At 68.9% G+C, this 18,734-nt stretch carries 16 protein-coding genes; 8 read left to right on the top strand and 8 right to left on the bottom strand.

From position 1 onward, the window contains the following. Nucleotides 1-6: 6 nt before the first annotated feature. Together M5C96_RS18520 and M5C96_RS18515 are read right to left on the bottom strand one after the other, a co-directional pair. Entirely contained in the window at nucleotides 7-345 is a 339-nt protein-coding gene (locus M5C96_RS18520) for a 4a-hydroxytetrahydrobiopterin dehydratase (protein ID WP_272564605.1), read from the bottom strand. Then, complete coding sequence (locus M5C96_RS18515) at nucleotides 342-1,661, bottom strand: M48 family metallopeptidase (protein WP_272564604.1); 1,320 nt, start codon at nucleotides 1,659-1,661, stop codon at nucleotides 342-344. The genes M5C96_RS18520 and M5C96_RS18515 overlap by 4 nt, the downstream gene beginning before the upstream one ends. Nucleotides 1,662-1,698: 37 nt before the next feature. Between M5C96_RS18515 and orn the strand changes: the two genes are divergently transcribed. The 3 genes from orn to M5C96_RS18500 all read left to right on the top strand — a co-directional run bounded on the left by orn (nucleotide 1,699) and on the right by M5C96_RS18500 (nucleotide 6,118). Beyond that, nucleotides 1,699-2,277 (top strand): oligoribonuclease, encoded by a 579-nt coding sequence (gene orn / locus M5C96_RS18510; protein ID WP_272564603.1) that lies wholly within the window; start codon nucleotides 1,699-1,701, stop codon nucleotides 2,275-2,277. Nucleotides 2,278-2,604: 327 nt separating this feature from the next. Then, complete coding sequence (locus M5C96_RS18505) at nucleotides 2,605-4,515, top strand: DEAD/DEAH box helicase (RefSeq protein ID WP_272564602.1); 1,911 nt, start codon at nucleotides 2,605-2,607, stop codon at nucleotides 4,513-4,515. A 130-nt stretch (nucleotides 4,516-4,645) separates the two neighbouring features. After that, nucleotides 4,646-6,118 carry a sensor domain-containing diguanylate cyclase gene (locus M5C96_RS18500; RefSeq protein WP_272564601.1) on the top strand — a complete coding sequence of 491 codons (1,473 nt, stop codon included), beginning with the start codon at nucleotides 4,646-4,648 and terminating at the stop codon, nucleotides 6,116-6,118. A gap of 45 nt (nucleotides 6,119-6,163) precedes the next feature. Here M5C96_RS18500 and M5C96_RS18495 read toward each other — a convergent pair whose 3' ends face one another. Next, complete coding sequence (locus tag M5C96_RS18495; RefSeq protein WP_272564600.1) at nucleotides 6,164-7,414, bottom strand: multidrug effflux MFS transporter; 1,251 nt, start codon at nucleotides 7,412-7,414, stop codon at nucleotides 6,164-6,166. Between the two features lie 231 nt (nucleotides 7,415-7,645). Here M5C96_RS18495 and cobW point away from each other — a divergent pair, with 231 nt between their 5' ends. The 4 genes from cobW (at nucleotide 7,646) to M5C96_RS18475 (ending at nucleotide 14,491) form a co-directional block, all read left to right on the top strand. Continuing rightward, the gene (gene cobW, locus M5C96_RS18490) at nucleotides 7,646-8,695 is read left to right on the top strand and encodes a cobalamin biosynthesis protein CobW (protein ID WP_272564598.1); all 1,050 of its coding nucleotides are present in this window, start codon (nucleotides 7,646-7,648) and stop codon (nucleotides 8,693-8,695) included. A gap of 33 nt (nucleotides 8,696-8,728) precedes the next feature. Further along, nucleotides 8,729-12,568 (top strand): cobaltochelatase subunit CobN, encoded by a 3,840-nt coding sequence (gene cobN, locus M5C96_RS18485; RefSeq protein WP_272564597.1) that lies wholly within the window; start codon nucleotides 8,729-8,731, stop codon nucleotides 12,566-12,568. Nucleotides 12,569-12,689: 121 nt separating this feature from the next. Further along, nucleotides 12,690-13,832: an ATP-binding protein gene (locus M5C96_RS18480; RefSeq protein WP_272564596.1), complete on the top strand. Its 1,143-nt coding sequence runs from the start codon at nucleotides 12,690-12,692 to the stop codon at nucleotides 13,830-13,832. A gap of 110 nt (nucleotides 13,833-13,942) precedes the next feature. Beyond that, nucleotides 13,943-14,491, top strand: a complete 549-nt coding sequence (locus M5C96_RS18475; protein WP_272564595.1) for a vWA domain-containing protein — start codon at nucleotides 13,943-13,945, stop codon at nucleotides 14,489-14,491. A gap of 136 nt (nucleotides 14,492-14,627) precedes the next feature. On the opposite strand, the gene M5C96_RS18470 is transcribed toward M5C96_RS18475, so the two are convergent. The 3 genes from M5C96_RS18470 to M5C96_RS18460 form a co-directional block, all read right to left on the bottom strand. After that, a complete protein-coding gene (locus M5C96_RS18470; protein ID WP_336297866.1) occupies nucleotides 14,628-15,497 on the bottom strand; it encodes an ABC transporter substrate-binding protein in 870 nt (289 codons plus the stop codon). A gap of 173 nt (nucleotides 15,498-15,670) precedes the next feature. After that, the gene (locus tag M5C96_RS18465) at nucleotides 15,671-16,147 is read right to left on the bottom strand and encodes a copper chaperone PCu(A)C (RefSeq protein ID WP_272564594.1); all 477 of its coding nucleotides are present in this window, start codon (nucleotides 16,145-16,147) and stop codon (nucleotides 15,671-15,673) included. 138 nt (nucleotides 16,148-16,285) lie between these two features. Beyond that, a complete protein-coding gene (locus tag M5C96_RS18460; RefSeq protein ID WP_272564593.1) occupies nucleotides 16,286-16,645 on the bottom strand; it encodes a hypothetical protein in 360 nt (119 codons plus the stop codon). Between the two features lie 246 nt (nucleotides 16,646-16,891). Between M5C96_RS18460 and M5C96_RS18455 the strand changes: the two genes are divergently transcribed. Continuing rightward, nucleotides 16,892-17,989, top strand: a complete 1,098-nt coding sequence (locus tag M5C96_RS18455) for an SDR family oxidoreductase (protein ID WP_272564592.1) — start codon at nucleotides 16,892-16,894, stop codon at nucleotides 17,987-17,989. A gap of 90 nt (nucleotides 17,990-18,079) precedes the next feature. Here the strand turns inward: M5C96_RS18455 and M5C96_RS18450 are convergent, their stop codons facing one another. Further along, nucleotides 18,080-18,496 carry a pyridoxamine 5'-phosphate oxidase family protein gene (locus M5C96_RS18450; RefSeq protein WP_272564591.1) on the bottom strand — a complete coding sequence of 139 codons (417 nt, stop codon included), beginning with the start codon at nucleotides 18,494-18,496 and terminating at the stop codon, nucleotides 18,080-18,082. 19 nt (nucleotides 18,497-18,515) lie between these two features. After that, complete coding sequence (locus M5C96_RS18445) at nucleotides 18,516-18,731, bottom strand: DUF3606 domain-containing protein (RefSeq protein ID WP_272564590.1); 216 nt, start codon at nucleotides 18,729-18,731, stop codon at nucleotides 18,516-18,518. Nucleotides 18,732-18,734: the final 3 nt, after the last annotated feature.

The raw sequence follows: 18,734 nt of genomic DNA, 5'->3' as shown, positions 1-18,734 counted from the left end.
GTGTGGTCATGCGGCGAGCAGGCCATCGAAGCGCGATGCGCATTCGATGTCGGTCGCCGAGATGCCATTCACGTCGTGCGTATTCAGTCGCACCACGCAGCGGTTGTAGTGCACCGACAGGTCCGGGTGATGGTCCTGCGCGTTGGCGACGAAGGCCACGGCGTTCACGAACGAGATGGTCTCGTAGTAGTTGGCGAAGCGGTAGGTCTTTTCGATGGCCACATCTGCGCCGTCACCTGCCAGTTTCCAGCCGTCGAGGTCGGCCAGCTTGGCGACGATTTCCGTCGCCGTCAAAGCACGTCGCGTCTGCGTGGACCAGTCTTTTTTCTTGAGCATCGAAGTCATGGTGTCGGGGCCAGGTTGGGCATGCGCGCCAGCCGTTCGGTGGCCGGCGGATGCGAGTAATAGAACTTCACGTACACCGGATCGGGCGTGAGGGTGGAGGCATTGTCTTCGTAAAGTTTCAGCAAGGCCGTGGCGAGGTCGCTGCCATTGGTCTGGGCCACGGCATAAGCGTCGGCCTCGAACTCGTGGCGGCGCGACAGCTGCGCAAACAACGGGGAAATGAAGAAGGTGAACACCGGCACCGCCAGCAAAAACAACAGCAGCGCCAGGGCATCGTTGGGCGCAGAGCCGGCCACGCCTTCCAGCGACAGGTTGGGCAGCACGCCCAACCCCGTGTAGAACCAGCCCTGCGTGGAAAGCCAGCCCAGCAGCGCAAAGCCCGCGAGGCTCAGCGCGAAAAGGCTCACGATGCGCTTGACGATGTGGCGGTGCTTGAAATGCCCCAGCTCGTGGGCCAGCACCGCCTCGACTTCGCCGGGGGACAACTGGCGCAGCAGGGTGTCGTAGAACACCACGCGTTTGGCTGCGCCGAAACCCGTGAAATAGGCGTTGGCATGGGCGCTGCGGCGGCTGCCGTCCATCACGAAAAGCCCTTTGGCTGCAAAGCCGCAACGCTGCATGAGGGCCGTGACGCGGGCCTTGAGGGATTCGTCTTCCAGCGGCTGAAATTTGTTGAACAGCGGCGCGATGAAGATCGGATAGACCACCATGAGCAGCAGGTTGAATCCCATCCACGCGCCCCAGGCCCACAGCCACCACAGGGGGCCGGCCGCGCCCATGAGCCACAGGATCAATGCCGCGATGGGCAGGCCGATGGCCGCGCCCATCAAGGTGGACTTGGCCAGGTCTGCCAGCCACAGGCGCGCCGTCATCTGGTTGAAGCCAAAGCGTTGTTCGATCACGAAGGTTTGGTAGAGCGTGGCGGGAAGGTCGATCAACCCGCTGATGGCCGCGAAGGCTGCCAGCAGCGCCAATTGCTGCACCATGCCGCCACCCAGTGCATCAAGCAGGAACTGGTTCAGTGCATCCAGTCCGCCCAGCAGGGTCCAGCCCAGCAGCACCGCGGCGCCCAGTGCCATCTCCAGCAGGCCGAAGCGGGCCTTGGTGATGGTGTAGTCGGCCGCTTTCTGGTGGGCCGCGAGCGGTATGCGGTTGGCGAACGCGGCAGGCACGGCGTCGCGGTGCCGTGCCACATGGCGGATCTGGCGCGATGCCAGCCAGAACCGGAGTGCGAGTCCCGCCACCAGAAAGGCGGCGAACAGCAGGGTGAGAAGGGTGGAGGGCGCGAGCAGCGCGGAAGGGGCAGGGGTGGGCATGTCCGGTGAGTTTAGGCCATCGGCGACAATGCCGGCCATGTCCGATATCGCCAACCCCACTGTGCCTGTGCTACCCAAATCCGACCAAAACCTCGTCTGGCTTGACTGCGAAATGACCGGTTTGAACCCGGAAACCGACCGCCTGCTGGAGATCGCCGTCGTGGTCACGGGACCGACCCTCAGCCCTCGTGTTGAGGGCCCCGTGTTAGCCATTCACCAGTCGGATGCGCTGCTCAACGGAATGGACGCATGGAACAAGGGCACACACGGCCGCAGCGGCCTGATCGACAAGGTGCGCGCCTCCACGGTGACCGAAGCCGAGGCAGAGCAACAGATCATCGAATTCCTCTCGCGCTATGTGCCGAAGGGCACGGCGCCCATGTGCGGCAACAGCATCGGACAGGACCGCCGTTTTCTGGTCCGGTACATGCCGCGGCTGGAAACGTTTTTCCATTACCGCAACCTGGATGTCAGCACCCTCAAGGAACTGGCCAAGCGCTGGAAGCCCGAGGCCTACACCACCTTCAAGAAGGCGCAGCGGCACACCGCCCTGGCGGATGTGCACGAGTCGATCGACGAACTCGCTCACTACCGCACCCACCTGCTGGCGCTGTGAGCGCTGGGGGCACTCATGGCGGGGCTGCAACGCACGCGGATCGTTCGATTCGGGCAGGGCGGCTCTAACGCGTTATTTAACCGATTGCATTGCGGGAAAACCCCAGCCGTGCAATAATCGCCGGCTGCGCGGAAATATCGCGCAGTTTGTGCATCTCCCTTCACACACTGGGCCTGCGGCCTGCTGAACCCTTCAGCCTGGATCCCGCGCTAATGCCCACCTGCCCAGCAACATGCTGGCGCTGGTTTCGTTTGATGGTTGATGTTTTTTAACCATTGACGAAGCCTCCGCAGGCCACGCCTGCGGCCGTCTTCGTGTGAGAAAAATATGACCGACACTTTGCAAGTGCAGGGCGAATTCGCGCCTGCTGAATCTTCCATGGCCGTTGAAACGCTGGAATCGTCCGCGATCGAATCCACTGAATCCGCCGCCGTGGCGGAAGACGCGGCACCCGCGTTGCCCAACGGCTTCGTGCGTCTGGGCCTGGCCCCCGAGCTGGTGCAGGCCGTGGCCGACTTGGGCTACACCCAGCCCACCGGTGTTCAGGAGCGTGCCATTCCCCTGGCCATGGGTTCGGGCGATGAGTCCAGCCAGTTCATCGACCTGATGGTTTCGAGCCAGACCGGCAGCGGCAAGACCGCCGCGTTCCTGCTGCCCGTGCTGCACACGCTGATCCGCCAGCAGGCCGAAGCCGATGCGGCCGCCCGCGACGAGTTCGACCGTTCCGTTGCCGAAGCCCTGGCCCGTGGCGAGCCGGCCCCCAAGCGTAAGCGCAAGGACCCGACCAATCCCCGCAATTTCAAGGCCGCCACCCCTGGCGCCCTGATCCTGTGCCCCACCCGCGAACTGGCCCAGCAAGTGGCCCATGACGCCATCGAACTGGTCAAGCATTGCCGCGGCCTGCGCGTGGCCAATGTGGTGGGCGGCATTCCGTACCAGCTGCAGATCGCCAAGCTTCAGAACGCCAACCTCGTGGTGGCCACGCCCGGCCGCCTGCTGGACCTGCAACGCTCGATGCAGATCAAGCTCGACCAGGTACAGTTCTTGGTGGTGGACGAAGCCGACCGCATGCTCGATCTCGGCTTCTCGGACGATCTGGCCGAACTGAACCAGCTGACCGCCCAGCGCCAGCAGACCATGATGTTCAGTGCCACGTTCGCACCGCGCATCCAGCAACTGGCCATGCGTGTGATGCACGACAACGGCGCTTCGGTGAAGAAGATCCAGATCGACTCCCCGCAGGAAAAGCACGCCAACATCAAGCAGGTGCTGTTCTGGGCCGACAACGCCCAGCACAAGCGCAAGCTGCTGGACCACTGGCTGCGCGACACGACGATCAACCAGGCCATCGTGTTCGCCAGCACGCAAGTCGAATGCGACGGCTTGGCCAACGACCTGCAGCAGGAAGGCTTCTCGGCCGTGGCGCTGCATGGCGCCCTGAGCCAGGGCCTTCGCAACCGCCGCCTGATGGCGCTGCGCAGCGGCCAGGTGCAGGTGCTGGTGGCCACCGACGTCGCTGCCCGCGGCATCGACGTGCCCACGATCACGCACGTGTTCAACTACGGCCTGCCGATGAAGGCTGAGGATTACACCCACCGCATCGGCCGCACCGGCCGTGCAGGCCGCGATGGCCTGGCGGTGACGTTCGCCGAGTTCCGCGATCGCCGCAAGATCTTCGACATCGAAGGCTACAGCAAGCAGCAGTTCAAGTCGGAAGTGGTGCCTGGCCTGGAGCCGCAGCAACGCGCGCCGCAGGCCCGCCCCGAGTTCGGTGGCCGTGGCCGTCAGGGTGGCTACGAAAGCCGTGACGGCTTCTCGCGCGATCGCAAGCCGGCCGGCGCAGGCCGTGGCGGTTTCGGTGGCGGCTTTGCGGGCAACGACCGCAGCGGTTTCGGTGGCCGTGGCGCTCCCGCTCCCCGTGCTGCTGGTGGCGGCTACCAAGGTGCTGGCGGCCATGCCGCTCCGCGCGATGACCGCGGCTTCGGCGGCGGTGCCCGCCGCGATGGCGATGGTTATGGTCGCAAGCCCGGCTTCGGCGACGCAGCCCGTGGCAATGGCTTCGGCGGTGGCCGCAACGAAGGCGGCGCTCCGCGCGGCGACTTCGCTCCGCGTGGTGATTTCGCTCCCCGTGGCGAGTTCGCGCCCCGCAAGCCGGCGTTCGCGAAGCCCGGAGCCGGCGGCGGCAAGCCTTTCGTGCCGCACGATGCACGCAAACGCCCGGCACGCCCTGCCCGCTGATCGGCGCGCGGACTGCCGCTGACTGCAAAAGCCAACCCTTCGGGGTTGGCTTTTTTTATGGGCGGACCACACGATGGAACGGTGCCGTCGGCGTCTGCCCGACAATCGTCCGCTTGATTGGAGGTTCCCGATGCCGTCTTCTTTGCCCTCGTCCTCGGACGCGGACTTCGAACACATGTTCGACCTTGCGCCCGTGTCGCTCTGGCTGGAGGACTACAGCGCGCTCAAGCAACTCTTTGCCCGCTGGCGCAGCGAAGGGGTGCAAGACATCGCCGAGCACGTCCGAAACGACCCCTCCTGCCTGCGGCAGTACAGCCATTGCCTCAAGGTCATCAAGGTGAACCAGCGGACGCTGGAGCTGTTCGCCGCGCCGGACCAGGCCACGCTGGAGGCCTCTCTCGGTCAGGTGTTTCGAGACGACATGCACGAGCAGGCCTTGCCCGAGATCCTGCAGCTGTGGTCCGGGGCGACCGAGTTTTCCAACCAGGCGGTCAACTACACGCTCGATGGCCGCCGGCTCGACGTGCAGATCCGCGGACGCATCCTGCCCGGGCATGAGGACGACTGGAGCCGCGTGCTGGTGTCCCTGGAGGACAACACCGCGCAGCACCAGGCAAGCCGTGCCCTGAAGGAGAGCGAACTGTATGCGCGCGGTCTCTTCGAGAATTCGCCGGTGTCGCTGTGGGTGGAGGACTTCAGCGCGGTCAAGCGGTTGCTGGATGACGTGCGTTCGCAGGGCATCCGCGATTTCAAGACCTTCCTCAAGGTGCACCCCGAATTCGTGGTGCGGTGCATGCACGAAATCCGCGTGATCGACGTCAATCAGGAAACCCTGTCGATGTTCGGGGCCGACTCCAAGGAGATGCTGCTGCACCAGATCGGCAAGGTGTTTCGCGGGGAAATGCAGGAGTCCTTTGCGGAGCAGTTGCTGGACTTGTGGGACGGCAGGCTCTTCCAGCAGCGCGAGGTGGTGAACTACTCCCTCTCCGGCGATGCCGTGAACATCCACATGCAATTCGCCATCCTGCCCGAGCATGCGCACGACTGGAGCATGGTGCTGCTGTCGCTGGTGGACATCACCGCGCGCAAGAAGGCAGAGGCGTACCTGGAATACCTGGGCAAGCACGACGTGCTGACCCAGCTGCGCAACCGGGCCTTCTATGTCGAGGAACTGAACCGGCTCACGCGCAAGGGCCCCTGGCCGGTGGCCGTTCTCGTGATCGACATGAACGGCCTGAAGTCGATCAACGACGAAGAAGGCCATGCGGCCGGCGACGCCATGCTGCGCCGCGTGGGCGAGGTGCTGGCCAAGGCCGTGGATGCGCCGGCATGCGCCGCGCGCATCGGCGGCGACGAGTTCACCGTGCTGATGCCCGCCACCGACGAACGCGGTGCCCATTCCCTCATGGAGCAAATCAGTTCGCTGCTGGACCTGAACAACCAGTTCTACCCCGGCCGGCCGCTGAGCCTGTCCATGGGAACGTCAAGTGCCTCGTCGGGCGACCAGCTAGAGGCCGCGGTGAACCGGGCGGACCAGGCCATGTACGCCGAGAAGATGCGCTATTACCAGGCCCGCGAGACGGATCGCCGCCGGGGCAACTGAGCCGGCGGCTCGCGCTGCGCCCGGCGGGGCATGCTTCGATCCGGGTCAGCCCGCCGATGCCGTGCGTCCGACGTCCGGCCAGCGGTGATGCAGGTAAACCCAGGCACCCAGCCCCACGCACATCATTCCCAGTGAGGCCCCGGCCAGCCACAGCGTGGAATGCATGACCAGCGGCGCGACGACCCCCGCCACCAGGCCGTTGGCGGACGACCCCACGAAGGCCTGCAGCGACGAGGCCATGCCGCGCCGCTCCGGATGCAGGTCCAGCACCAGCAGGGTGACCACGGGCACCATGAGCGCCCAGCCGAACGCGAACACGGCGATGGGCAGCAACGCCCAGGACACGTGCGCCTTGAACAGCCAGTTCGCCAGCAGGTTCAGGATGGACATCGAGAACATGATCAGAAAGCCGTGGCGGATCTGCCGCTTGGGCGCGATGCGCCCTGCCAGCCGCCCGCTGAGCCAGGCGCCGCCCATGATGCCCGAGATCGTCAGCACGAAGAACCAGAAGAAATGCGTGGGAGCCAGCCCCAGGTGGTCGCCCAGGAAGGCCGGCGCGGCCAGCACGTACAGGAACATGCCGTTGAACGGCACGCCGCTGGCCAGTGCCAGCAGCAGGAAGCGGGGGCTCGAGCCCAGCTCCCAGTAGCCCCGCAGCAAGTGCCGCGCATTGAAGGGCTGGCGCTGCTCGGCATGCAGCGTTTCCGGCCGCAGGCGGTAGTTGGCCAGCCAGAGCGTCGCGCCGACGCCTGTCAGGAACCAGAACACGCTGTGCCACCCCGCGTGCACGAACAGCCAGCCGCCGATGATGGGTGCGATGGCCGGTGCCACGCCGAAATAGATGGTGACCTGGCTCATCACCTGCTGCGCCTGGGCGGGCGGGAACATGTCGCGGATCACCGCGCGCGACACCACGATGCCCGCGCCCGCCGAAAGGCCTTGCAGCGCGCGGAAGATGACCAGCTGGCCGATGCTCTCCGACAGGGCGCAGCCGGCCGACGCCAGGGTGAACACTGCAATGCCCCACAGCACCACGGGCCTGCGCCCGAAGCTGTCCGACAGCGCCCCGTGGAACAGCGTCATGAAGGCGAAGCCGAACAGGTAGGCCGACAGCGTCTGCTGCATCTCCACCGGCGATGCGCCCAGCGCGGCGGCGATCCCCGAGAACGCGGGGATGTAGGTGTCGATCGAAAATGGGCCCAGCATGCCCAGCATGCCCAGCATGCCCAGCAGCGCCAGCAGGACGGCCAGGGCCCAGCGCGGTGCGCGCCAGATGTTGTGGGCTTCAGGGTTCATGGATTCGGTGTGGAGCAGGGGACGGGCGAAAGGGCCGTGCCGCCGTGGGGTGGGAGCGCGGTCCGCATGCCTGTGGGCACGCCCCGTCGCCGCAGGGCACAGGGTCACGATTATGGTGCAGGCTCCACTTTGGGAGGTGTGCAGCCCAAGCCGCCTGTCCCGCGGGAGACGGCTTGGCGGGTTCCCGGATAATTCCGCAGTCACGCCGTCTGCGGCACCGAAAGAACCGATATGCAAACGTCCAAGATTCCCGCCACCATCGTCACCGGCTTCCTGGGCAGCGGCAAGACCACGCTGCTGCGCCACATCCTCGACAACGCCGACGGCCGCCGCATCGCGGTGATCGTCAACGAGTTCGGCGAACTCGGCATCGACGGCGAGATCCTCAAGGGCTGCGGCATCGGCTGCGACGACGCGGGCAACGAGCGCGAAGGCGCCCTCTACGAATTGGCCAACGGCTGCATGTGCTGCACGGTGCAGGAAGAGTTTTTCCCGGTGATGAAGCTGCTGGCCGAGCGGCGCGACCAGATTGATGCGGTGCTCATCGAGACCTCGGGCCTGGCTCTTCCCAAGCCACTGGTGCAGGCCTTCCAGTGGCCGGAGATCGCCAACGTGTTCACCGTGGATGCGGTGGTGACGGTGGTGGACACGCCGGCCGCTGCCAGCGGCCAGTTCGCCGCCAACCCCCAGGCCGTGGATGCCCTGCGCCGCGCGGACCCCAATCTCGACCACGAGTCGCCGCTGCATGAATTGTTCGAGGACCAGCTCGCCGCCGCGGACCTGGTCGTGCTCAACAAGACCGATCTGGTGGACGCCGACGCGCTGGCCCGCGTGCAGGCGCTGGTGCGCGAGGAGATTCCCTCGTCCGTGAAGGTGGTGCAGTCCGAGCAGGGCCGCCTGCCGCTGGATGTGCTGCTGGGCCTGTCCAAGGCATCCGAGGCCTCCATCGACCAGCGCCAGAGCCACCATGACCATGAAGAAGACCACGACCACGACGAGTTCGACGCGCACGTGATCGACCTGCCGGCCGTGGACCGCGACCGCCTGTTGACCGCCTTGGCGGGCCTCGTGGAGCAGCACGCCATCCTGCGCGTGAAGGGCTTCGCCGCCATTCCGGGCAAGCCCATGCGCTGGCTGCTGCAGGGCGTGGGCCGGCGCCTGGATCACCACTTCGACCGCGCATGGCGCGAGGGTGAGGACCGCCGCACGCGGCTGGTGTTCATCGGCCAGGCGCTGGATGCCACCGCGCTGCGTGCCGGGCTCGACGGCGTGGCCGCCTGATGCGGGCGCGATAGTCCGGCCCGGCCCGCCCGCATGCACCTGCTGAGCACCCGCCCGGGCGGCTTCGTCGAGGACGAAACCGTCATCACCCGTCTGGACCAGAGCCCGGCGGACATCGTCGTGCTCAGTTCGGCCGACACCACGCTCGCGCTGCTTTCGGCCGCCTGTGCCGAACTGGCGCGCACGCAGCCGGGCTTTCCCTCGGTGCGGGTGGCCAATCTGCTGTACCTGCGCCAGCCCGCGTCGCTGGACCTGTATTTGGACGAAGTGCTGCGCCACGCGCGCGTGGTGATCGTGGACCACCTGGGTTCCGAATCGGCCTGGCCCTACGGCATCCAGCAGATCGGCGCGCTCGCGCGCCGGCAGGGGCAGCGACTGGCCATGTTCTCGGGCGACCTGCAGGAAGACCCGCACCTGGTGGAGCGCAGCACGCTGCCCCCTTCGGTGTGCCATGGGCTGTGGCAGTACCTTCGCGCCGGCGGCGCGGGCAATGCGCTGCAGTTCCTGCGCGCGGTGGCCTTCCACGGGCTGGACCATGGCGATGCGCCGCTGCCGCCGCGCAGCCTGCCGCAGGCCGCCGTGCATGTGCCGCCGGCGCTGGGCGTGGCACGTCCGGCGGGGCACACCGTGCCCGGCATCGACGATCTGCGCGCGGCCTGGGCGCCGGGCGCGCCGGTGGTGGCGCTGGTGTTCTACCGCTCGCACCTCATGGCGGGCAACACCGCGGCGTTCGACGCGCTGGCGCTGGCGCTGGCCGGCCAGGGGCTCAATCCCTTGCCGGTGGCGCTCGATTCGCTCAAGGACCCGCTGTGCCTGTCCACCCTGCAGGACCTGTGCCGCCAGCATGCGGTGCAGCTCGTGCTGAACACCACGGCCTTCGCGGCGCTGGAGGAAGGGGCCGCGCTCGCGGGCGATGCACCGGTGCTGCAGGTGATCGCCAGCGGCGGAAACCGCGAGGACTGGTGGGCGGACAGCCAGGGCCTGCGCCCGCGCGACATCGCCATGCAGGTGGTGCTGCCCGAGATGGACGGGCGCATCGTCACCCGTGCCATCAGCTTCAAGGGGCTGTCGCACCGCTGCGCCTTCACGCAGGCCGACGTGGTGGCCTACCAGCCCGAGCCCGATCGGGTGGCGTTCGTCGCTGCGCTGGCCCAGCGCTGGTGCCGGCTGCGGGGCCTTCCCAACCCGGACAAACGGCTGGCGCTGGTGCTGGCCAACTACCCCGGCAGCGAGGGGCGCCTGGGCAGCGGCGTGGGCCTGGACACACCCGCGTCGGTGATCGGCATCCTGCAGCGCCTGCGCGCCGAGGGTTACGCCCTGGGCGACGCCGCGGCCGTGCCGGCCGATGGCGATGCGCTCATGCGCGTGCTGCAGCAGGGCATTGCGAACGACCCCGCGCAGTGGCCGCTGCGTCCCGCATGGCAGAGCTACGCCCTGGCCGATTACCGCGCGCGGCTGGACGCGTTGCCGGAGGGCATGGCGCAAGCCATCCACGACCGCTGGGGCCCGCCCGAGGCCGACCCGCTGCTGCGCCAGGGCCGCTTCATGATCGCGGGCCTGCGGCAGGGGAATGTGTTCATCGGCATCCAGCCGGCGCGCGCCAATGCGGCGGCGCCAGAGCAGGACACTGCCGGTGCGCAGGACTACGCAAGCTACCACGATGCCGAACTGGTGCCGCCGCACGGCTACCTGGCCTTCTACTTCTGGCTGCGCGACGTGTTCGCCATCGACGCGGTGGTGCACGTGGGCAAGCACGGCAACCTCGAATGGCTGCCCGGCAAGAGCCTGGCGCTGTCGCAGGCGTGCTGGCCCGATGCGATCCTGGGGCCGCTGCCCCACCTGTACCCCTTCATCGTGAACGACCCGGGCGAGGGCGCGCAGGCCAAGCGCCGCAGCCAGGCGGTCATCATCGACCACCTCATGCCGCCGCTCACCCGCGCCGAAAACCACGGCCCGCTGCAGGACCTGGAGCGCCTGGTGGACGAGTACTACGACGCGCTGCTGGTGGACGCGCGCCGCGCCACGCTGCTGCGCCGGCAGATCCTGGATGCGGTGCGCCGCCAGCACCTGCTTGAAGAGCTGGACCTGGCCGCACCGGCCGGCAGCGCGCCGGACGACGATGCCATCCTCGCGCGCATCGACGCCTATCTGTGCGAGCTGAAGGAAACGCAGATCCGCGATGGCCTGCATGTCTTCGGCGCCTCGCCGACGGGGCGCCAGCGGCGCGACACGCTGCTGGCGCTGGCCCGCTACCCGGCCGGCGACGGGCAGGGCGCTCAGGCCGGGCTGCTGCAGGCCCTGGCCGACGACCTGCTGCCCGGCGATCCCTTCGACCCGCTGCAGATCGAGGCGGCGCAGCCCTGGCAGGGCCCGCGGCCCCAAGCGTTGCAGGCAGTGGATGCCAGCCCCTGGCGGCACCACGGCGACACGCGCGAGCGGCTGGAGCTGCTCGCCCAGCAACTGCTGGAGGACGGCGCGCCGGCCGCAGCCTGGCCGCGCACGCAGGCCGTGCTCACGCGGGTGCAGGGCACGCTGGCGCCCGCGCTGGACGCGTGCGGTGGCCAAGAGTTGGGCCAGCTGCTGCGCGGCCTGCGCGGGCTGTTCGTGCCGCCGGGCCCGAGCGGCTCGCCGTCGCGCGGCCGGCCCGACGTGCTGCCCACGGGGCGCAACTTCTACACCCTGGACACGCGCGCCATTCCCACCCGCACCGCCTGGGAGCTGGGCCAGCAGTCCGCCCAGCGCATCCTGGAGCGCTACCTGCAGGAGCACGGCGAGTACCCGCGCACGCTGGGCCTGTCGGTCTGGGGCACGGCCACCATGCGCACGGGCGGCGACGACATCGCCCAGGCCTTCGCGCTGATCGGCGTGCGGCCCCGCTGGGCGGCGGGCAGCCAGCGCGTGGTCGATTTCGAAGTGGTGCCGCGCGTGGGGCTGGGCCGCCCGCGCATCGACGTCACCCTGCGCATCTCCGGCTTTTTCCGCGATGCCTTCCCAGGCACGGTGCAGATGTTCGATGCGGCCGTGCAGGCCGTGGCGGCGCTGGAGGCCGAGGACGCCGAGGAAAACCCCATCCGCGCCCGCATCCTCGAAGAATGCGCCGCGCTGCAGCAGCGGGGCGTGGATGCGGCCGCTGCACGCCGCCAGGCCGGCTGGCGCGTGTTCGGCGCACCGCCCGGCCACTACGGCTCGGGCCTGAACGGCCTGTTCCAGACCGGCGACTGGCAGGACGACGGCGATCTGGCCCGCGCCTACGTGGGCTGGAGCGCCCATGCCTACGGGCAGGACGCCGCGGGCGAGCCTGCGGGCGATGCGCTCGCGCGCCGGCTGCAGGGCCTGGACGTGGTGGCGCAGAACCAGGACAGCCGCGAACACGACCTGCTCGACTCCAGCGACTACTACCAGTTCCAGGGCGGCATGGCCGCCGCCGTGCGGCACCTGTCGGGCCGGCAGCCTGCCCTGTACCACGGCGACCACGCCAACCCGCAGGCGCCCCGCATCCGAACCCTGAAGGAAGAGATCGGCCGGGTGGTGCGCGCGCGCGTCACCAACCCCAAGTGGATCGACGGCGCCAAGCGCCACGGCTACAAGGGCGCCTTCGAAATGGCGGCCACGGTGGACTACCTGTTCGGCTTCGATGCCACCACGCGCCAGGTGAGTGACCACCACTACGCTCTGGTGGCCGATGCCTATGTGCTGGACGCTGGCACGCGCGACTTCGTGCGCACCCACAACCCCGCCGCCTTGCGCGACATGCTCGAGCGCCTGCTAGAGGCCATGCAGCGCGGCCTGTGGCAGGAGCCGGGCGACTACCGCCAGGCGCTGCAAGACCTGCTGCTGGAGCACGAGCAAGCGCAGGAGGGCGCCCGCGGATGACACCCCACGCACCCCGATCTGCACAACAGGCCGCAACACGGCCCACAACACCGCCCCTGCCAGCCGGACCGCATGGTCAAGGCCGCGATCGACGCTGACATCGCCTTCCCCACCCCTCCGCATGCAAGACGCCACTCCTTCCCTGCCCGCGCTTTTTCCCTTCGCCGCCGTTGCCGGCCAGCCGCAACTGCGCCAGGCGCTGTTGCTCGCCGCCATCGATCCGCAACTGGGGGGCGTGCTGATCGAAGGCCCGCGCGGCACGGCCAAATCGACCGCCGCGCGTGCCCTGGCCGAGCTGATCGAAGGCGCGCCCTTCGTCACGCTGCCGCTGGGCGCATCGCTGGAACACCTGGCCGGCACGCTGGACCTGGAGCAGGCCATGGCCGGCAACGCGGTGCGCTTTGCGCCGGGGCTGCTGGCGCGCGCACACGGCGGCGTGCTCTACGTGGACGAGATCAACCTGCTGCCCGATGCGCTGGTCGATGTGCTGCTGGACGCGGCCTCCAGCGGCGTCAACGTGGTGGAGCGCGACGGCATCTCGCACCGCCATGCCGCGCGCTTCGTGCTCGTGGGCACCATGAATCCGGAAGAGGGCCAGTTGCGCCCGCAGCTGCTGGACCGGCTGGGCCTTTGCGTGCGCCTGGCGAACGTGGTGGAGCCGGCCGAGCGCCAGGCCATCGTGCGCTCGCGCCTGGCGTTCGACATGGACCCGGAAGGCTTTCGCGCGCGCTTTGCCGACACCCAGGCCGACCTGTCGCAGCGCCTGCGCGCGGCGCGCGAGCGCATCGCCCAGCCCGGCGCGCTGCCGTGGCCGGATGCGGTGCTGGCCGATGTCGGCGAGCGCTGCATCGCCGCCCGCGTGGACGGGCTGCGCGCGGACATCGTGATGCTGCGCGCCGCCCGCGCGTTGGCCGCGTGGGAGGGCGCCTCTGCCGTGGAGGCCTGCCATGTGGCACCGGTGGCGGAGCTGGTGCTCGCGCACCGCCGCCACGCGGATGCCGAGGCGCCGCCACCGCCCCTGCCGGCCCCGGGGCCGAGCGTGGAGAAGCCCCCGGACACGCAGCGGGAAGGCCGCCCGAGCGAAAGCGCCACACCAGGGGATGGGAGCGAGGGAGATGGCCCTGCCGACAGCGGCGGCACCCTTTCCGCCGGGGCTGCGGACTGGGGCGCCTTGCCCCCCGAGCCCGTGGGCACCCAGGCCTTCAAACCCGTGCGGCCGCTGGTGCCGCGCGGCGAGCAGGACAGCGCACCAAAAAAAGCCTGAGCCCCCGCCCCGGGCGTGCCGCGGCGCGCCAGGGAGACCGGGGGCGGGGCGATGCAACGCCTGACCTGCGCGGCGGCGAGCCGGGGCCCTGGGACTGGCCGCGCACCTTCATGGCGCGGGGTGCGTCCGTCCAACTGCGGCGGGAGCACCTGCGGCACCAGCCCGCACAGGCCCGCACGGGGCGGCTGCATTGCTTTGTGCTGGACTGCTCGGCCTCCATGGTGGCGAGCGGTGCTCTGGCGCGCGCCAAGGGCGTGCTGCTGGCGCTGATGGGCGAGGCCTACCGCCACCGCGACGACGTGGCGCTGCTGTGCTTCGGTGGCAGCGGCGTGCAGTTGCGCGTGCCGCCCCAGCGCGCGCCCGCCTGGAGCGACGGCTGGGTATCGCCCATCGGCGGCGGGGGCGGCACGCCGCTGCATGGCGCGGTGGACCGGGCGGCCCAGGTGCTGCAGGGCGCGCGCGACCGGCAGGGGTGGCTCTGGCTGCTCACCGACGCCCGCACGCGCGAGCAGCCGGGCCGGCCGGCGGTGGCGCGCGAGGCCTGCGTGGTGGACTTCGACGTGGCCCGCGTGCCCTTGCACCGGGCCGAGCGGCTCGCGCAGTGGTGGCAGGCGCGCTATTGGAGGGCGGATGGCGTTCCCGCCGCTATGGAAAGGTGAGCTGCCACCGCTGAATCAGCGGCGTTCTCCATGCCAAAATGGCTTGAAGGACAATTGATACTAGGGCGTATTGCTATATTTTTAATAGCATCCCTGTATGTCCGTGCCATCGCTGCCCCCATGGCCGCCACGGCCCTTAAGGCGGCGTGGAGCGCCGGTCCATCGATGCCAGGCAATCCAGGATTTCCCTCGCCGCCTCGTCGAGGCGCGGACCCGGCCGCACCATCACGTCGAAGTGCGATTCGGCGATGCGGCAGAACCGACCGCGCTGCACCGCCTCCATGGTGCCCCAGCCGGGGCGCGCGGTGATCGGCGGCGTGCCCCGGCCTTCGTTGGTGATGAGCAGATCGGGCTCGGCCCGCACCGCGTATTCCGGGCCCAGCTTGGGAAACGCGCCCAGGCTGCCGGGCACCACGTTGCGCAGTCCCAGGCGGGCCAGCGTTTCGCCGATGAACGAGGCCTCGCTCGCCGCTGCCGAGCCGCCGTGCAGTTCGAAGTACACGCGCCGGCCTTGCCATGCGGCCGGCACCCAGGCGCGGGCTTCGTTCAGCCGCACGTCGGTGCGGTGCCACAGCGCTTCGCCCGCCCCCGGCTTGCCGATGGCCTGTGCCACCGCCTCCATGTTGCGCCGCATGTCCGCATGCGTTTTGGCGTCCAGCGCCAGTACCTTGATGCCCAGGCCCTCCAGCCGCTCGACCACGCGGTTGCGCGGGCGCACCAGCACCAGATCGGGCCGCAGCGCGATGATGCGCTCCACGTGCGCGTCCGCCAGGCTGCCCACCTGCGGCAGTTGGCGCACCGACTCGGGCCAGTTGGAATGCCGGTCCACGCCGACGAGGCGATCGCAGGCGCCCAGGGCGCAAAGCGTCTCGGTGAGCGAGGGCTGCAGCGACACGATGCGGCCGGCGGGCCGTGGCAGCTCCACGGTCTGCTGCCGGTCGTCGGCGATGCGGATGCCCGCGTGCGCGGCGCCCGCCATCCACCAGGCCAGCAGGCACCACCGCACAGCGGACGATCGAAAGGGGTGGGAAGGGCGCAAGGCGGTAGGCAAGGGGTGGGGCGGCATCGTGGGCGAGCGCGGTATTGTGCCGGTCCGCGGCCCTGGCCCGCGCCTTGGCCGAGCGGGCGGCCCAAAAAGGCATGGCGTGCTGCGCACTGCACGCCATGCCGCTCGCCAGATCAGTGCTTGTGGTCGCCGTGGGCCGCCGGTGCCTGGCTGGCGCTCACCGCGCGCGCCTGGGCCTTCACCTCCAGGGACTCGCGCTTGCCGTCCTGGCCTTCGAAGACCAGCGTGAGCGGCACCGTGTCGCCTTCCTTCACAGGCTTGGTCAGGTCCATCAGCATGACGTGGTAGCCGCCGGGCTTGAGGTCCACGGCCTTGCCCGCGGGCAGGTCGATCGCGGGCACCTCGCGCATCTTCATCACGTCGCCTTCCATCTTCATCTCGTGGATTTCCGCCAGCGGCGCGGCGGGCGAGCTGACCGATACCAGGCGCGTGCTCTTCGCGGCATTGAGCCGCATGAAGGCGCCGGTGGCCTTCTGGTTCGGCACCGAGGCGCGCACCCAGGCGTCCTGCACGGTGACTTGGGCATGGGCGGCCGTGGCCGTCAGAAGGGCCATGGCGATGGCGAAAGCGGAAAAAGAGGTCTTGGGCATGAAAGCTCCTTGAATGCGGAAAACGGATCAACGGCCTGCGCGGGGCTGCGCAGAAAACCAATGCCCGCAGCGGTCCGTTAACGGGGTGGCGGGGGCAAGGCGACGGGCCGGTCAGCACGCTGGGGACCGGCCCGGTGTTCATGCCGCCAGCGGAGGTGCCCGAGGGGGAAAGGGCGCACCGGCCAGCGTGGTCGACGGAGCGCGGTAGAGCGGCGCGGAAAGGTGCGTCGGCAGCGCCTGGGCATGCGCGCTCGCCTCGATCGAGGGCGGCGGCAGGACCGTCGGCAGGCACAACGGACACTCCAGGCCGTGGTGCGCAGGCACGGCGGCATCTTCGCCCGCGCCGGCCACCATCCACCGCGGCTCGCCACCCGCCGAGCACACCCATTCGATGCGCTGCGGATGCACCAGCGGTGCGGCCACCGCCACGCCGAGCGACGCCACGAACCACGCCAGGATCAGGCGGGCGAGGAAGCGGACGTGGCGCAGGGAAGGCATGTGCGCTGCATTATCGCCGCGTGCTTTATTGGGCCTGAAACGCGCTGGGTCCAGGGGTTGGTGCGCCCCCGAAGCGGGCACCCCGTCGATCGCAAGGCCGTCCCCGAGGGACCGCTTGTATTCGGACGGCGCGTTTTCCGACGCGATCGCCCGGGCTGCGCACGCAGCCTTGGGCGTCTTCGTCGGCCGGCCCGCCCTTCAGCGGGCGCGCCGTGCCACGGTCCGCCATTCCCTCAGGAGCCTTTCATGCCCACCTCTCCCTCCTCCAAAGCCAAGACCCGCAACGGCACACCCGGTGCCACCAAAGCCCGGGGCAATGCCGGCACGGCGGAGAGCCCGGACACTGAAGCGGTCGCACGCAAGCAGGTGCGAATTCAGCGCGAGCAGGACGTGAAGGACCAGGCCAAACCCTCTCGATCTGCCGCCCCAGCCAAGAAGGGCGCTGCGGCCAAGACTGTCGCCCCCGGCGCCGGCCGCGCAGCCCCCGTGCCGCCCATGCCGCCCATGCCGCAGCAGCATCTGGAAAAGCCGGGGCGTGAGGCCGACATGGAACTGGCGCCGCAGTTCGAGGCGCCCCAATACCGGGGCAGCGGCAAGCTCGAAGGTTTCTCCGCCATCGTCACGGGCGGCGATTCCGGCATCGGCCGGGCGGTGGCTGTTCTATTCGCCCGCGAAGGCGCCGACGTGGCCATCGTCTATCTCAACGAACACGATGATGCCGAGACCACGCGCCAGCATGTCGAACAGGAAGGGCGCCGCTGCATCCTGATTCCGGGCGATGTGAAGAGTGCGGCCTTCTGCCAGCGGGCCGTGCGCAAGACGGTGTCGGCGTTCGGCAAACTGGATGTGCTGGTCAACAACGCGGCCTTCCAGGAGCATGCCGAATCCCTGGCGGACCTGACCGAAGAGCGCTTCGACGAAACCTTCAAGACCAACGTCTATGGCTATTTCCACATGGCCCAGGCAGCGTTGCTGCACCTCAAGCGCGGAGCCGCGATCGTCAACACCGGCTCGGTCACCGGACTGCGTGGCAGCAAGGAATTGCTGGACTACTCCGCCACCAAAGGCGCGATCCATGCGTTCACCAAAGCGCTGGCCAGCAACCTCGCGGAGCAAGGCATCCGCGTCAACGCCGTGGCGCCCGGCCCCGTGTGGACGCCGCTGAATCCGGCAGACCGTAGCGAAGAGGGCATCGCAGAATTCGGCAGCAAGACCCAGCTGGGCCGGCCCGCGCAGCCGGAAGAGATTTCGCCGGCCTACGTGTTCCTCGCCTCGCCCGTGTGCTCCAGCTACATCACCGGCATCGTGCTGCCGATCACCGGCACGGCGGGCGACGGGGGCTGATGCCCTCCCGGGCCTGCACGGTGATGGGCTGCTGCAGGCGCCCTGCGTGTGCAGACCCGCCCGGGTGCGCCAAGTGGTGGCGCTATGGCGTCAGACGGTGATGTCGCCACCGTCTTCGCCATCCCAGTAGTGGATGCGGGAGGCTTTCACCCGGATCATCACCAGCCCCTGTGTGTCGATGCCATCCTTGAACCAGTGGTCCAGGTCGGGCGTCCAGTGCTCGGCGAAGGCGGTCCGGTCACGCACCAGCTCGGCGTTCCCCTGCACGGCCACCAGGAAGGCCTTGGCGCCCTGGAAGGCGAGCGATACCTGGGGCGCACGTTCGATGTCGGCCACCATGCGGGATTGCTCCCAGGTGAAATAGCACGAAGTGCCGTCGTAATCGACCTCGCGGTTGTTGCTCATCGGCCGGCCGGCAATGGTGCCGCCGTCGGTGTGGGTGGACAGCATGGCGATGTCGATGTCGCGCATCTTCTCGGCCAGATCGGCCAGGGTCTTTTGGGTCATGGAGGGCGATCGGCGGGGTTCAGCGATCAGCGCCGAGCTGTTCCACGCGGTCATCGTTGGTGATGCTGCGTGAACCCTTGAGGTGCATCTCCACATCGGCCGCCTTGTCGCCGACGGCTTGCACGGCCTCTTTCAATTGCAGCTCGCTCACTGCGAGCTTGTCGGCCCATTGGGTGACGAGGGCGGCGTCGTTGACGTCGATGCGATCGGGTTGCACACCTGCGGCTTGGTTCATGTC

It is taken from the genome of Acidovorax sp. GBBC 1281, assembly GCF_028473645.1.
Lineage (GTDB): Bacteria > Pseudomonadota > Gammaproteobacteria > Burkholderiales > Burkholderiaceae_C > Paracidovorax.
The sequence above is the reverse complement of the archived record's forward strand: the minus strand, read 5'-3'. Positions and strand labels throughout refer to the sequence as shown.

What these genes read in the sequence shown, in the direction of transcription:
- M5C96_RS18480 (WP_272564596.1), top strand. Translation starts at nt 12,690, where the DNA reads ATGCAAGACGCCACTCCTTCCCTGCCCGCGCTTTTTCCCTTCGCCGCC.
- M5C96_RS18505 (WP_272564602.1), top strand. Translation starts at nt 2,605, where the DNA reads ATGACCGACACTTTGCAAGTGCAGGGCGAATTCGCGCCTGCTGAATCT.
- cobN (WP_272564597.1), top strand. Translation starts at nt 8,729, where the DNA reads ATGCACCTGCTGAGCACCCGCCCGGGCGGCTTCGTCGAGGACGAAACC.
- M5C96_RS18460 (WP_272564593.1), bottom strand. Translation starts at nt 16,645, where the DNA reads ATGCCTTCCCTGCGCCACGTCCGCTTCCTCGCCCGCCTGATCCTGGCG.
- M5C96_RS18520 (WP_272564605.1), bottom strand. Translation starts at nt 345, where the DNA reads ATGACTTCGATGCTCAAGAAAAAAGACTGGTCCACGCAGACGCGACGT.
- cobW (WP_272564598.1), top strand. Translation starts at nt 7,646, where the DNA reads ATGCAAACGTCCAAGATTCCCGCCACCATCGTCACCGGCTTCCTGGGC.
- M5C96_RS18445 (WP_272564590.1), bottom strand. Translation starts at nt 18,731, where the DNA reads ATGAACCAAGCCGCAGGTGTGCAACCCGATCGCATCGACGTCAACGAC.
- M5C96_RS18465 (WP_272564594.1), bottom strand. Translation starts at nt 16,147, where the DNA reads ATGCCCAAGACCTCTTTTTCCGCTTTCGCCATCGCCATGGCCCTTCTG.
- orn (WP_272564603.1), top strand. Translation starts at nt 1,699, where the DNA reads ATGTCCGATATCGCCAACCCCACTGTGCCTGTGCTACCCAAATCCGAC.
- M5C96_RS18500 (WP_272564601.1), top strand. Translation starts at nt 4,646, where the DNA reads ATGCCGTCTTCTTTGCCCTCGTCCTCGGACGCGGACTTCGAACACATG.
- M5C96_RS18455 (WP_272564592.1), top strand. Translation starts at nt 16,892, where the DNA reads ATGCCCACCTCTCCCTCCTCCAAAGCCAAGACCCGCAACGGCACACCC.
- M5C96_RS18475 (WP_272564595.1), top strand. Translation starts at nt 13,943, where the DNA reads ATGGCGCGGGGTGCGTCCGTCCAACTGCGGCGGGAGCACCTGCGGCAC.
- M5C96_RS18450 (WP_272564591.1), bottom strand. Translation starts at nt 18,496, where the DNA reads ATGACCCAAAAGACCCTGGCCGATCTGGCCGAGAAGATGCGCGACATC.
- M5C96_RS18495 (WP_272564600.1), bottom strand. Translation starts at nt 7,414, where the DNA reads ATGAACCCTGAAGCCCACAACATCTGGCGCGCACCGCGCTGGGCCCTG.
- M5C96_RS18515 (WP_272564604.1), bottom strand. Translation starts at nt 1,661, where the DNA reads ATGCCCACCCCTGCCCCTTCCGCGCTGCTCGCGCCCTCCACCCTTCTC.